Source organism: Paenibacillus sacheonensis, from assembly GCF_009909195.1.
Taxonomy (GTDB): domain Bacteria; phylum Bacillota; class Bacilli; order Paenibacillales; family Paenibacillaceae; genus Paenibacillus_Z; species Paenibacillus_Z sacheonensis.
In genome coordinates this window covers 35,122-49,842 of sequence record NZ_JAAAMU010000006.1, presented here as the reverse complement: position 1 = coordinate 49,842, position 14,721 = coordinate 35,122, and the positions used below count along the sequence as shown (strand labels likewise).

General features: G+C 59.2%; 10 protein-coding genes. All 10 read left to right on the top strand.

Annotated elements, in window-relative coordinates; translation table 11 throughout:
- Nucleotides 1–27 precede the first annotated feature (27 nt).
- The 10 genes from GT003_RS13205 (at nucleotide 28) to GT003_RS13160 (ending at nucleotide 14,675) form a co-directional block, all read left to right on the top strand.
- Nucleotides 28–1,059, top strand: a complete 1,032-nt coding sequence (locus GT003_RS13205) for an S-layer homology domain-containing protein (protein ID WP_161698399.1) — start codon at nucleotides 28–30, stop codon at nucleotides 1,057–1,059.
- A 257-nt stretch (nucleotides 1,060–1,316) separates the two neighbouring features.
- The gene (locus GT003_RS13200; RefSeq protein ID WP_161698397.1) at nucleotides 1,317–2,963 is read left to right on the top strand and encodes a response regulator; all 1,647 of its coding nucleotides are present in this window, start codon (nucleotides 1,317–1,319) and stop codon (nucleotides 2,961–2,963) included.
- 220 nt (nucleotides 2,964–3,183) lie between these two features.
- A complete protein-coding gene (gene bglB, locus GT003_RS13195; RefSeq protein ID WP_239565784.1) occupies nucleotides 3,184–4,260 on the top strand; it encodes a beta-galactosidase BglB in 1,077 nt (358 codons plus the stop codon).
- A 31-nt stretch (nucleotides 4,261–4,291) separates the two neighbouring features.
- A complete protein-coding gene (locus tag GT003_RS13190; protein WP_161698395.1) occupies nucleotides 4,292–6,082 on the top strand; it encodes a sensor histidine kinase in 1,791 nt (596 codons plus the stop codon).
- 212 nt (nucleotides 6,083–6,294) lie between these two features.
- Entirely contained in the window at nucleotides 6,295–7,389 is a 1,095-nt protein-coding gene (gene bglB, locus GT003_RS13185; protein ID WP_161698393.1) for a beta-galactosidase BglB, read from the top strand.
- Between the two features lie 108 nt (nucleotides 7,390–7,497).
- Entirely contained in the window at nucleotides 7,498–9,396 is a 1,899-nt protein-coding gene (locus GT003_RS13180) for a heparinase II/III domain-containing protein (RefSeq protein WP_161698391.1), read from the top strand.
- A 182-nt stretch (nucleotides 9,397–9,578) separates the two neighbouring features.
- Nucleotides 9,579–10,733: a trans-sulfuration enzyme family protein gene (locus tag GT003_RS13175; protein WP_161698389.1), complete on the top strand. Its 1,155-nt coding sequence runs from the start codon at nucleotides 9,579–9,581 to the stop codon at nucleotides 10,731–10,733.
- Between the two features lie 128 nt (nucleotides 10,734–10,861).
- On the top strand, nucleotides 10,862–11,839 hold the full coding sequence (locus GT003_RS13170) for an ABC transporter permease (RefSeq protein ID WP_338045909.1): 978 nt from the start codon (nucleotides 10,862–10,864) through the stop codon (nucleotides 11,837–11,839).
- 45 nt (nucleotides 11,840–11,884) lie between these two features.
- Nucleotides 11,885–12,808, top strand: coding sequence for a carbohydrate ABC transporter permease (locus tag GT003_RS13165; protein ID WP_204798896.1), 924 nt, complete (start codon nucleotides 11,885–11,887; stop codon nucleotides 12,806–12,808).
- A gap of 151 nt (nucleotides 12,809–12,959) precedes the next feature.
- A complete protein-coding gene (locus tag GT003_RS13160) occupies nucleotides 12,960–14,675 on the top strand; it encodes an extracellular solute-binding protein (protein ID WP_161698387.1) in 1,716 nt (571 codons plus the stop codon).
- Nucleotides 14,676–14,721 lie beyond the last annotated feature (46 nt).

The window sequence follows — 14,721 nt, the reverse complement described above, 5'->3', positions numbered from 1 at the left end:
GGATACGGAAAGGAAGTGCCGCCGCATATGCCGCGCAAACTAATTCTCGGTTTTCTCATCTGCCTGCTGCTCGGTGCCAACAGCCTTGCGCCTGCCCGGGCAGCGACGGCTCCCGTCTTCGAGCTGACCACGTCCCCGGCTTCGCCGGCGGCCGGACAGGAAGTGAAGTTCACGCTGCAAGGAAAGCAGCTCGCCGACGTCTATGCTTTCGATGTTACGCTCAATTACGATGCCGGCAAGCTTCGCTTCAAAGAGGCTTCAAGCGCCATCGCGGGGATGTCGACAGACCCGATTCTGACGGACGGGCAGGTTCGCTTCGCGCATACGAAGATCGGCAAGATTGCGGGCGTCAGCGGAAGCGCGGCCTTGGCTTCGCTTACGTTCGTCGCGATCGGAGCAGGCGAGGCCAAAGTCTCTGTCAAGGAGCTGAAGACGGTCGATTCGCAGTTGAAGATGACAACGCTGCATCCGGATACGAAGACGACGGTTCGAATCGGCGCCGCGATCTCGTTCAGCGATCTCGGAGCCAAATGGGCCTGGGCTGCGGAAGCAATCCATTACTTGTCTTCGAAGGGGATCGTCGGCGGAACGGGTAACGGCAAGTACGAACCCGCCCTGCCGGTGAAGCGCGGAGATCTCATGCTGATGCTCGTGCGGGCCTTTGGCCTGAAGGCGCAGGCAGAAGGAAGCGGCTTCGCCGATGTCCCGAAAGGCAAATACTACTATGAAGCGATCACGACGGCCAAGGCGCTCGGCATCGCCACGGGAGACGGCGCAGGCTTTAAGCCCGAAGCTGCGGTGTCGCGACAGGATCTGATGGTGCTGATCGACCGTACGCTGAAGACGCTCGGGAGCGCATTGCCGGAGGCGGCGGGAACGCAGCTGGACGGCTTTGCCGATAAGGGGAAGGTCGCCGGCTACGCGAAGCAGTCCGTTGCCAAGCTGGTGAAGGCAGGCATCGTGAAAGGCGGCACTGCGGGCATCGAACCGGCCAAAGGCACGAACCGCGCGGAAACGGCCGTTTTCCTGTATCGTCTCTTGATGATGAAGCCGCAGTAAATGGAAACGACGAAGAGCCGCTCATGTCCGACTAGGACAGGGGCGGCCTTTCTTATGGGGAGGCAGGCAGCCCCTTGCCCGCAACCGGCCGGTGTCGGGATTTTGAAGTTTACAGTGGCACGCTTTCGGGGTATCATCTTTGCGCATAGTGTCCAGCATTTCTTGCAAGCGCTATCATTGGTAAATGCATTTCTCGGCGTTCGTTGCCGGCTCACGGCAGCCGGCTGCCGTGACCGACTTTGGGGAGGTTGGCCAGCGTGAAGAAGTCTGTAGTCGTCATCGACGATAAGCCGCTCATTCTCCGTTCCATCGTCCAGACCGTCGACTGGAACAGTCTCGGCTGCACCGTCGTCGGACAAGCGGAGGACGGCATTGAAGGAAAGCGGATCATTCATGACAAGCAGCCCGATATTTTGATCACGGATATTAAAATGCCCGGCATGAGCGGGCTCGATTTGGCCGAATACATGCACCTGGCGTTTCCGCAGTCGAAGACGATCCTCATTACCGGCTACCAGGATTTTGAATATGCCAAACGCGCCGTGAAGCTCGGCGTCTACGATATTATCGTCAAGCCAGTCCGCAACGACGAGCTGCAGCGGATCATCGGACTGGCGGTACACGAGCTGGATAGCGCCAGGCAGGAGCTGTCGCAGCGGGCGGAACGCGACGAGGCGTTCAATCAGCTGGAGGAGCGCCATCAGAATTCGCTGCCGTCGCTGCGCAGCCAATTCGTCTCGGAGCTGATCGGCGGGAGCGTTCCGCACGATGATAAGCTGGCCGAGACGACCGCAAGCCTCGGGTTGGCCTGGAATCGCTGTACCGTTCTGATCGTCCGCTCGAAGCGGCCGCTCGCCGCCGTTCAAGGCGCCGACAGCTTGAGCATCAGCCCGATGCTGCACGGAGCCATGACGGAGATGGCCCAGCTAGCGGCGGCACGCAGGGAATTCGAGATCATCGACTCGTACCGCCACGACGACCTCGTGCTTGCGTGCCTGTTTCCCAAGCCTCTTACGCCGCGCGAGCTGAAGATGAAGCTGCAGAGCTTCTGCCACGACTTCATCGAGCTGGTCCGCCAACGGCATGGCTTGACGATCTGCATCGCCGTCAGCCCGGTTTATCGGCAGCTGCAGGACCTTAGGCAGGCGTACGAAGGAGCATCTGCCCTGATGGACACGAGCTTTTTTCATACGGAGGGACAAGTCCTGTTTCCCGAGATGGTGGAGCCGTCAGGGGAGGGAGGGAAATTTTCCATTATCCGCGACCTCGAACAGTTCAACCGGATGCTGGAGCAGGTGTCGAGCGACGAGATGATCGGCCACCTGGAGCAGATTATCGCGCATATCCGGGCCTACAGCGAAGGGAATATTCGCGTGGCGAAGGGGCTGATCTCGGATGTCTGCCTCGCCGCGGCCCGCTATTATTATCGCGCGACCGGCGACGAATTCGGCTTCGACCGAAGCATCAACGAAGTGCTGGAGGACATCTATCGGCTGCGGGACATGCGGGAGGCTTCCGATTATTTGGCCGCGTTCATCAAGACCGTGAAAACCAAGCTGTCAGGCGACGACAAAGAGTACAGTCTCGTCGTGAAAGAATCGGTCGATTACATCAACGGCCGCTTCGCCGAAAATATAAGTTTGACCGCCGTGGCCGAGCATTTCGGCCTCAGCCCGAGCTACCTGAGCCGGCTTCTGCGCGCGGAGACCGGCATCAACTTCGTCGATCTGGTCGCGAAGGCGAGAATCGAAGCGGCCAAGCGGCTGCTGCGCGATCCGAGGCTTAAAGTGAACGAGGTCGGCGAAATGGTCGGCTACAAGGAATATGCCTATTTCTACCAAGTATTTAAAAAAACAGAAGGCATTTCGCCGAAAGAGTTCAAAAACCGAAGTAAAGAAAGCTAATAAAACCATAAAATCCACGCATAGTTCTCTTTGCGCGAATGCGTTATAGTGAAAACTCAGCGAGGCTGTAAATGATGATCGCGTGTGCAACGCGTGCTTACGAAGCCAGTTTTGCTGTGCAAAACTAAGCTTATGCTTACGAAGTGAATTTTGCTGCGCAAAATGAAGCTTATGCTTACGAAGCGAGTTTTGCTGCGCAAAACTTTTAGGAGGACAAAACATGGCGACCTTGCAGCTGCAGCGGGAACGAGTCGAAGCGTTGATCGATCAGGTGGTTTCCGGCATGCAACGTCTGGAAGTGCTGATCGAGGAAGATACGCCCGTCAGCATCATTTCGATGGACAAGTGGGACTGGTCGCAGGGCGTCGGCTTGTTCTCGCTCTATCAGTACTACAAGGAAACGGGCGACCGCGGCATCCTCGCTTATCTGACCGATTGGTTCGACGACCGGCTGCGCGAAGGACTCCCGCCGAAGAACGTCAATACGATGTGCCCGATGCTGACGCTCAGTTACTTGTACGAGGAGACGCGCCGTCCGGAATATTTGTCCGTCTGCGAGGAGTGGGCGAGCTATGCGGTCGACGATATGCCGCGCACGCCGGAATTCGGCATCACGCATGTCACGACGGAGAGCATGAACGAGGGCGAGCTGCGCGGCGACACGCTCTATATGACGGTGCTGTTCATGGGCCGCATGGGCGTCCTGCTGAAGAAAGAACATTACGTGCAGGAGAGCATCCGGCAATTTCTCATTCATCTCAAATATTTGACCGACACGCGGACCGGTCTGTTCTTCCACGGCTGGTCGTTCATCCGAAGGGACAATTACGCCCGGGCGCTGTGGGGGCGCGGCAATGCCTGGTATACGGCCGGACTCGTCGATTATCTCGGCATCGTCGAGCTGCCGCTCGGCTTCGAGATGTTTCTGGTCGCGTCGCTCGAGCAGCAGGTGCGCAAGCTCGGCGAACTGCAGGCGGATAGCGGCATGTGGCGAACGGTGCTGGACGATCCCGAGGCCTACGAAGAGACGTCCGCGACGGCTGGCTTTGCCTACGGCATCCTGAAGGCGGTGCGCAAAGGCTACATCAGCGAGACGTTTCTGGGCGCCGGCATTGCCGCGCTGCAGGCGGTCATTCGGAAAATCGACGCCAACGGCATGGTTCAAGGCGTCTCCTACGGCACCCGAATGGGGCACAGCCGCCAATTTTACAACCGCATTCCGCAATGCCCGATGCCTTACGGGCAGTCGATGACGTTGCTGATGCTCGTGGAGAGCCTGCACCATCTCGACGAATGAACGGCCAGCAAGGGGAGGACGCGGTGATGCCATGCGCAAGGTAAGACGTTTCTTCGTGGATGCCAAACTGAGAACGAAGTTCCTGCTGTCGTTCACCGTCATTATTCTCGTAACCGTCCTCATGATCAGCGGCATCAACTATTGGGTGTCGGTCGGGGCGATCAAGCGGAATTCCGCCGAATTCTCGCAATATTTGATCAGCCAGATCGGCATCAACCTGGACAAGCGGACCACCGACGTCGAACAGATGGCGTTCCAGCAATTCCGCAGTTCCAGTCTCGGCGAGAAGCTGAAGGAGATGCCGGTCAAGGAGAACGACGTCTATTTCCGCGATACGTACATTAACGATTTCCTGAACGAGCTGCTCTTCAACGAGGACTATTTCTTGTCGGTGTTCATTATCGACGGCAGCTCGAAGCGGTACTCGATTCAGCGCAAGGCGGTCGTGAACTACAACCAGGAGCTGATGGAGCGGCTCGATCTGAAGCAAATCCAGGACATGCGGGGCAGGGCGCTCTGGTTCCGCGGCGCGAACGACACGCTGTACATGGCAAGGGCGCTCTACGACATCGAGACGAGCAAATACGTCGGCATTATCGCGATCGGGCTGGAAAGCGACTACATCGGCTCCATCGTGACGGGCGTGCATAACCTGATGGACGGCGACGTCCTGATCCTGAACGGGGACAATCGGCTCTTCGTGCCGGGGGAAGTGCAGGGCGGCGCCGGCGCCTATTACTTGAATGAGAAGCTCTATTTGTCGGATACGGGAAAAGAAGATTTTAAATTCGGCGGCAGGCGGTACATCTCGAGCGTCCTCTCCACCGACTACGACAAATGGAAAGTCGTGCAGATCATTGACGTCGGCCAGCTGACCCGCGGCACGGAGAGCATCAAATATTGGACGATCAGCACCATTCTCGTATCGCTTCTGTTCGCTTTCCTGATGGCGGCGCTCATCTCCAAGAACATTACACGGAGCATCCGCCGATTGCTGCAGAGCATGACCCTCTTCTCGCTCGACTTCCAGCACAGCGCCATCAAGCCGATGAGCCGTGACGAGGTCGGCCTGCTGACGGCCAAGTTCAATTCCATGGCGGAGAAGATCAACGATCTGTTCAATTCCGTCTATCGCGAGAAAATGCTGAAGCAGAAGGCGGAGTACCGCACGCTTCAGTTCGAATACAAGGCGCTGCAGGCGCAGATGAACCCGCATTTTCTGTACAATACGCTGGAAGCCATCCACAGCATGGCCAAGATCAAGGGCGAAGAGGAGATCGGCGAGCTGATCTATCTGCTGGGCAAGCTGCTGCGCGAGAGCATCGGCAAGAAAGGCGACACGCTTCCGCTGGAGGAGGAGCTCGATTTTATCCGAAGCTATTTGTCGATCCACAAAATCATCTACGGCGATCGGATCGAGTTGAATTACGCGGTTGACGAACGGTTGACGGGCTGCCGCGTGCCCAAGTTCATCCTTCAGCCGCTCGTGGAGAACGCGATCGTGCACGGCATCGAGGAGAAGCCCGGCAAGGCGCTCATCCGCATCGTTTGCCGCGAGGAAGGCGGGGATTTGCTGCTGGAGGTATCGGACAACGGCGTCGGCATGGAAGCGGCGAAGGTCGACCGGCTGCTCAGCCCCGAGCGTTACGGCACCGTCGACGGGGAGAACAAGCATACCAATGTCGGCATTATCAGCGTGCACAAGCGGATCCGAATCCTGTACGGGGACGGGTACGGCCTCGCGATCGGGAGCGCCGTCGGGGAAGGAACGACCGTGCGCGTCCGGCTGCCCGTCGTTGCGGAGGAAGGGATAGAAGACTGACGGAAGCGGGCCGCGGATTGAATATCGGTGGGGAAGCCGCTGCGCGCGCTCGTCGGCAATACCGCTCCTCCAAGAACAAAAAATCTAATATAACCGCAAGATTCCACAATGGAAAGCGGCCTCCGTACCTGTGAAAATAAAAGCGACCAAGAAGAAGCGCCTTCGCCGCCTGCCGGCGGAGCAAGCTTCTTCGGAACGAAGGAGCTGACAGTATGGATCGCATGCTTTCGAAGGAAGAGGCAAGCCGTTCGATCGAGCTCGTGCTGCAGGGCATGAAGAAGCTGAAGCCGGCGTTCAAGGAAAACGTCAAGGACAGCATCGTCTCGATGGACGTCTGGGACTGGTCGCAGGGCGTAGGGTTGTTCGCGCAGTATCTCTACTACAAGGAGACGGGCCGCAAGGATATTCAAGACGAGCTCGTCGCCTGGTTCGACCGGCATCTGGCCAAAGGGCTCCCGGGCAAGAACGTCAATACGATGTGCCCGCTGCTGACGATGAGCTACCTCGGCGAAGAGCTCGGCCGCGAGGATTACCTGGACGTCTGCCGGGAGTGGGCGCAATACGCCTTCACGGAAATGCCCCGCACGACGGAAGGCGGCATCTCCCACATCACCGTCACCGCCGATAACGAGGGGCAGCTGTGGGACGACACGCTGTACATGACCGTGCTGTTCCTGGGCCGGATGGGCGTGCTGCTCGGCAGGGACGATTACGTGCAGGAAAGCGTGCGCCAATTTCTCGTTCACCTGAAATATTTGACCGACGTACGCACGGGTCTGTTCTTCCACGGCTGGACGTTCCTCGGCAACCATCACTTCGGGGAAGCGCTGTGGGGCAGAGGCAACGCCTGGTATGCCGCGGGGCTCGTCGATTATCTCGATATCGTGCCGGTGCAGCCCGGCGTGGCGCAGTTCCTGCTCACCTCGCTGGAACGCCAGACGCAGGCGCTCGTGCCGCTGCAGACGGAAGAAGGCATGTGGAGAACGCTGCTGGATCAGCCGGATTCCTATCCGGAAAGCTCGGCGACGGCAGGCTTTGCCTACGGCATTATGAAAGCGGTACGCAAAGGGTATTTGTCCGAACGTTATCTGGAAACGGGACGGAAGGCGATGCGGGCCGTCATGGCGCGGGTCGACGAGGACGGACTCGTGCAGGGCGTGTCCTACGGCACCTGCGTGGGCGACGAGCTCGATTATTATCGCGGCATCTCGGTCTGCCCGATGCCGTACGGCCAGGCGATGACGCTGCTCATGCTGGTGGAGAGCATGAAGCATCCCGAAACGGCCGGCGTCGTGCCGCAAGCTTGAGCGTAAGTCGGCAAGCGCCAGCCGGTCTGGGTTTGTCGCTGCCGCAGTACGCCGATAACCGGGTATTTTTGCGGTCCGAACGAGCATAAAACGGGGAGAGTGAACGGGATGAACGGCACGATGCGGATGGTGGAAAATTGGCAGGCGGTGCGCGACAAGATCGGGCGCTTCGGCTGGGCGAAGGCGATCGTCGACGCCTTCAGGCCGGACACGGACCGGTGGATCGCCAATTACGCGGACGACGCGTCGCGCGTCGCCGGCTGGGGCCATCATTATTTCTGCGACCGCTGTTACGCGGCGCTGATCTTCGATTCGAACAAGCCCGGCGAACACCGCTGCAGCGGCTGCGGCGAGCTGCGAATCGCCCAAGAAGCGGACGATGCCTGGTCGTACATGTACAGAATGTCGACCTGCAGCCAGGTGTTCAATGCAGCCGTGCTCCACAAGCTCTATGGAGACCGGAAGTATATGGCGTACATTCGCCGGGCGCTCGCTTTCCTGTGCGACAACTACGGCCGTTTCGAGGTGCGGACGCCTCCGCGTCAAGAGGGGCGCTTCACCGGCTGCGATCTGACCGACGGCGTCGCCGTCATCTGGCTGCTGAACGGGATGGAGCTGGTGAAGGAAGAATTCACCTCGTCAGAGCTGGAGCATTACAAGCACCGGTTCTTCATTCCGGAAGCGGAGTTTCTGATCGAGAAGGTCGGCGTCACGCCGAATATCGTCTGCTGGATGAAAGCGGCCGCCGGCATGACCGGATTGTTCTTCGGCGAGCGGATCTGGTGCGAGCGCGCCGCCGAGGGCGAGTACGGCATCAAGAAGAAGCTGGCCGACGGCTTGCTGCCGGAAGGCTTCTGGTACGAAGCTTCCATGCACTATCATTTCTACTGCGCGGAAGGGATGACCTACTATCTCGCCTTCTGCAAAATCTACGGTTACGATTTTCCGGAGATGGAAGACGGACTGCTGCGAATGTATCGCTACCCGGTTCACTACGCGTTCGCGAACGGCGAGTTCCCGAATCCGAACGACGGCTGGCCGCTGCTCAAGTTCGGCAACTACGCGCAGGCGTATGAATGGATCCGGAACGTGCACGACGAGCCCGCTTTCCGCTACGCGCTGTCGTTCTGCTACGACAAGCACGACGAAGCGCTGCCGGGCGCCAACATCGGCGGCTCGGCGCGGCTGCTGTTCGGCCGCGATTGGGAGAACGAGCGGTTCGACCATTTGCCGTCCGGCAGCGGATTGCCCGAGCGGGATTCGCGCCATGATCCTTCGATCTATTTCGCGATGCTGCGAAGCGGCCGGTCGGAGCTGTTCCTTAAATACGGCTTCGTGCTGCGCGGCCATTCTCATGCGGACATCATGAACTTCGAGCTGTTCTTCAAGGACGAGGTCATGTCGCGCGACATTTCCAACAGCGGATACGGCTCCGACCTGTTCCGCGAATGGCAGCGCAAGACGATCGCCCACAATTCCGTCATGATCGACCGGCAGACGCAGCCGAACCGGCCGACCGGCCGCATGCTCGCGTTCGACGAAGGCGGCAGCGCCTGCAGCGTCGCCGCGGACGAGGTTTATCCGGGCTACGGCTTCGTTCGCAGCATGCGGCTTCATCCGAACCGGCTGGAAGATCTGTTCGAGGTAATGCCGGCCGCAGGGACGGACGAGTCGGAAGCGCATACGATCGACTGGTTCTTCCATTGCGCCGGCGAGCTGAGCTCGAATCTTCCGTTCGCGCCGTGCGAGCGGCCGGGCAGCGAAGACGGCTACCAGTTGATGCTGGAGACGGCCGTCTGCGGGACCGACGCGGATTGGGAGGTCCGGTGGGAGCTGGACGACAAGCGGGTGACGCTCCGCATGCAGGGCTGCCCCGGCACGAGCGTGTATATTTTCAAAGGCTATGAGCACCGGCTCGATCTCGTCCGCTGGGGCGTGATGGCGCGCCGGGTCGCCGGCTCGGCGGCGTTCAAGGCCGAGTACAGCTGGGAAGAAACGAACGAATAGCGGCGGGACAACCACCCCGAAAGAAAAGCTGGGGGACAACCGTCCCCGAACGATCAGCAGCAGGCCAATCGCCCCGGCAGGAGAGAAGCCGCCTTTGAACAGGCGCCTCTCCTGTTCCGGGGCCATTGCATATTAGGCGAGCCGCCGGCCTTACGGCGGCCGTAGAACGTGGAGGAATGGTCATGGACGTGCACGGAAGCAGGAGCAAAGAAGAGATTTGCATGCATTTGGGCGACGATTACGACCGCTATCTGGGCGCGATCGTGCCGCCGATTTTTCAAAACTCGCTGTTTACCCGCAAGACGCAGGATCACGGCTACAGCTATACCCGGGCATCCAATCCGACGATCGAAATCGCCGAGCGGAAGATCGCCGCGCTCGAGGAAGCCGAGGATGCGCGCTGCTTCTCGTCCGGGATGGCGGCGATTACGGCCGCGCTCATGAGCGTCATGGAGAAGGACTGCCACATCGTCTGCCCGTCTAACGTCTATCCGCCGACCAAGGCGTTCCTGGAGAGCTACATGGCGAAGTTCGGCGTGGAGACGACGTTCGTGTCGGGCGAAAGCCTGGCGGAGTTCGAGCGGGCGCTGCGTCCGAACACGAAGGCGATCTACCTCGAGACGCCTTTGTCGAATGTATTTACGCTGCAAGATTTGCGTGCCATAGCGGCGCTCGCCAAGTCGAGGGGAATCACGACGATCGCCGACAACTCGTGGGCGACGCCGCTCTACCAGAATCCGATCGGCTGCGGCATCGACATCGTCGTGCACTCGGCGTCCAAGTACATGGGCGGCCACAGCGATATTATCGCCGGCGTCATGGTCGGCACCAAGGCGCGCATGGAGCCGGTCACCCACCGCGAGCGGGGCATGTTCGGCGCGTCGATGGACCCCCATCAAGCGTGGCTGCTCATTCGCGGCCTGCGCACGCTGCCCGTGCGGATGCGCCAGCATCAAGAGAGCGCCCTGCGCATAGCGGCTTTTCTGGAGGCGCATCCGCTTGTGGACCGGGTACTCTACCCCGGGCTGCCGAGCCACCCGCAGTACGAGCTGGGACGCAGCCAAATGAGCGGTTATTCCGGCCTGATCGGCTTCGTTCCGAAGGGAAGCCGCGAGGCGATCGCAAGCTTCATGAAGTCGCTCCGCCTCTTTCAGGAAGGGCCGAGCTGGGGCGGCTTCGAGAGCCTCGTCAACTCGCCGGGCCTCTGGCTGGACGAGGAGGCCTCGCGGCGGACCGGCATTCCGCAGGGCCTGCTGCGCGTCTCCATCGGACTCGAGCATGCCGACTCCTTGATCGAGGATATCGACGCGGCGCTTGCCGGGATGAAGCGGGCGTAACAGACCCGCTGGATACAATTCATTCGGCCGACGTCAAGAAACCTAATAAAAAGTAAAAATCCATATATGTAAAACGCTTTCATTCCTAGGTAAACTTAGACTATTCCAAACGGAAAGAGGGGAGCCAAGTGGAAGCGCAAACCAATAAAAGTCCCGCTCTTCCCTACAAGGCGGACATCGACGCAGGCGCGGCCAAAAGCAGGAGCGCGCTGTGGAAACGAATCCGCAAAAACCTCGATTTGTATCTCTGCCTTGCACCGGGACTCGTCTACTTCTTTATCTTCTGCTACATTCCGATGTTCGGACTTCTGATCGCCTTCAAGGACTACAACATGTTCGAGGGCGTCCTCAAGAGCCCGTGGAATCATTTCGCCTACTTCAAGGAAATGATCCATCTGCCGGACCTGCACAAAATCATTCGCAATACGCTGATGCTCAACGTGCTCGGGCTCGTATTCGGCTTTCCCGCGCCGATCATTCTGGCCATCCTGCTGAACGAAGTGCGCAGCAAGTATTTCAAGCGGATCACGCAATCCCTGCTCTATTTGCCGCACTTCATGTCGTGGGTTCTCATGGGCGGCATGATCTACGCGCTGCTGTCGCCGAAGTACGGCATCATCAACCAGGCACTGCAATGGATCGGCCTGCAGCCGGTCTACTTCATGGGCGAGAATTCCTGGTGGGTGACCGTCTTTATCGGGTCGGGCATCTGGGCCGGCGTCGGCTGGGGGACGATCATTTATTTGGCGGCGATGACGACGCTCGATCCCCATTTGTACGAGGCGGCTTCGATGGACGGCGCGGGACGCTGGAAGAAGATCATGCATATCACCATTCCCGGCATCATGCCCACGATCGTCATTTTATTGATTCTGAACCTCGGGCATATGGTATCGATCGGATTCGAACAGCCGTACGCGCTGATGAATCCGCTCGTCATGGACGTGGCGGACGTGCTCAGCACCTACATTTACGATCTCGGCATCCGGCAGGGCGGATTCGGGCTGACGACCGCGATCGGCATGATCCAGTCGCTGATCAATCTCGGGCTCATCCTCGGCGCCAACTACGCCGCCAACAAAATGGGCCGCGAAGGAATCTGGTAACGGCATCCGGCAGTTCATTCTTCGGTGAGAAAGGGGAACGCTTCCATGGCGCAGCAAGCGGAAACGGCGAACCGGCCCATGCAGCCCGTCAGACGGCGGTATTCCATGTGGGACGTAAGCTTCAACATCTTCAATTACGCGATCATCAGCCTGATTGCCTTCATCTGCATCTTCCCGTTCGTCAACACGATCGCGAACGCGTTCAGCAGCAGCCATGCGATTCAATCCGGCAAGGTCTTCCTGTGGCCCGTCGGCATTCAGTTCGACGCGATGAAGTCGGTGTTCTGGGACGATAACGTCATCCGGGCCATGCTCGTTACGATCTACGTCACGGTCGTCGGCACCGCGATCAATATGGTGATGACGATTCTAACGGCGTACCCTCTCTCGAGGAGGGATTTGGCCGGCCGCAAATATTTCATGAACTATATGATCTTCACCATGATGTTCGGCGGCGGGCTCATTCCGAGCTATCTGCTGAACAAGGAGCTGGGACTGCTCAATACGCTGTGGTCCATCATGATTCCCGGCGCCGTCAGCGCGTTCAACGTCATCATCATGAAGTCGTTCTTCCAAAACATGCCCGAGGAGCTTCGCGAGGCGGCCATCATGGACGGCTGCGGCAATATCCGCTACCTGCTGCGCATCGTGCTTCCGCTCTCCGGCGCGGTCATGGCGACGATCGGACTGTTCTACGCCGTCGGCCATTGGAACAGCTACATGGGGGCGGTCATCATGATCGACAATCCCGATCTGTATACGCTTCAGGTGCGGCTGCGGAACATCCTGCTCCTCTCGCAGATGGACACGTCGCTGGAGGTCATGCAGCAGCAGGGCAAGCTTCAGGTCATCGAGGAGTCGCTCAAGGCGGCAACCGCCGTGTTCGCCACCGTGCCGATCCTCATCGTATACCCGTTTCTGCAAAAGTATTTCGTCAAAGGTTCTTTCCTAGGGTCCGTCAAAGGCTGACGGTCCGCTAACGCGCGACAGGAACGGGAGCGGATTTCGCGGCTCTCCTAGATATAAAGGCCCGGCCGCCGGGGAAGGAAGCAGTACAAGGCGCGGCGTATGCCGGACCGACGGCAACCATTCCTGTAAATCATTAAGAGGAGGAAATACGGTGGTCAAACTCAAACCGGGGGTTACGTTCATCCTTGCGCTCATCTTTGCGTTCACCATGCTGCTGGCAGGCTGTTCGAATTCCAATAACGGCAACGGCAACGGAGGCGCTAACGGCGCGGCAGCCGGCACGAACGACGGCACGGGCAGCGGCGATGCGGCACCGGCCGACGACGAAGGAACGAAGGCGGCGAACGAGCCGAAGACCGAAACGCCGGCCAAAATGACGAAGCTGCGCGTCATGATCTACGACCGGGGCAATGCGCCGGAAGGCATGAAGCTGACGGAAGCGCCGCTGATCAAATGGGCGCAGGAGCAGGTGAAGCCGCTCGGCATCGATCTCGAATACGTGGCCGTCCCCCGCGCGGAAGCGGAAGACAAGCTGAACGTATGGCTGGCATCGGGCCAGGCGCCGGACATTATTTTCACCTACGACGTCAATACGCTGTTCAAGTACGCCGAGCAGGGCGGCATCTGGCAGCTGGACGATCTGCTCGCTGAGTACGGCCCGCAGATTCAGAAGAACAACCAGAAAGCCTTGGACGAATCGGGCATGTACTTGGGCAAACGTTACGCCATTCCGGCGCTTCGGGCCAACCCGCATGTCGGACCGGCGATGAAGATCCGGCAGGACTGGCTCGACAAGCTCGGCATGCAGGCGCCGACGACGGTCGACGAGCTGTATAACGTGCTGAAGGCGTTCAAGGAGAAGGATCCGGGCGGCGTCGGCAAGGATAATGTCGTACCGTTCGCGTTCCCGGCAATCGGCAAGGCGTTCATGTACGCGCTGTCCGGCGCCTTCGGCGTCAACCCGCAGCTGATGAACAACGGCACCGACATGTTCGGCGGCATTTGGAAGGACGGCAAATTCGTCTCCAACGTCGCCACGCCGAACGCGCTCGAGATGTTCAAGTTCCTGAACAAGCTGTACAAGGAAGGCCTCATTCCGAAGGAATTCGGCACCGACGTCAACAACCAGCAGTTCAACCAATACGTCGCCCAAGGCGTCACCGGATTCGTGGAAAACAACGATTCCGGCTGGGGGCTGACCGATTCCACGCGCAAAGCGGTTCCGGACGCGAGATGGATGCCGATCGATCCGCTCAAGACGGCGGACGGCAAGCAATATGCCGGCGGCGCCCCGGATTACGGCATGTCCATCATGGTTCCGAAGGCAAGCAAGGAAGAACAGGCGATCGCCGCCGTCAAATATTTGAACTGGATGGCCGACCCGGCCACGATCATGACGCTGCAATCCGGTATCGAGGGCGTGCACTACAAGGTTAACGCCGACGGTACGCACGAGGTCATCGATCCCGCGAAGAACGCGAAGGAAGTCGACTGGTATGCAGGTCCCGGCGACCTCGAGATCATTCAGCAAGGCCAGCCGATGAGCACGCCGGAGCAGCTGAAAATCGCCGGGGAGAACGCCAAGCTGTTCGACGTCGATTATTACGTCGCCGTGACGACGAAATACGATTCCGTCTTCGCGAACTTTACGCCGGCTTCCGTCATTCTGACCGATCCGCGTCCGTTCGCGCAGAAGAATCAGGAGACGATCAAGAAATTCCTGAACGAATCGATTACGAAAGTCATCGTCGCCGACGATCCCGAGAAGGAATACAACACGATGATCGCGGGCTGGAAGAAGCTCGGCGGAGAGAAATACGACCAAGAGCTGACCGACGCGTACACAAAGATCGCGTACACGCCGTAACCGAGCCGCAACCCGGCCGGCAGCAAGGGATAAGGCCGCTGACGCG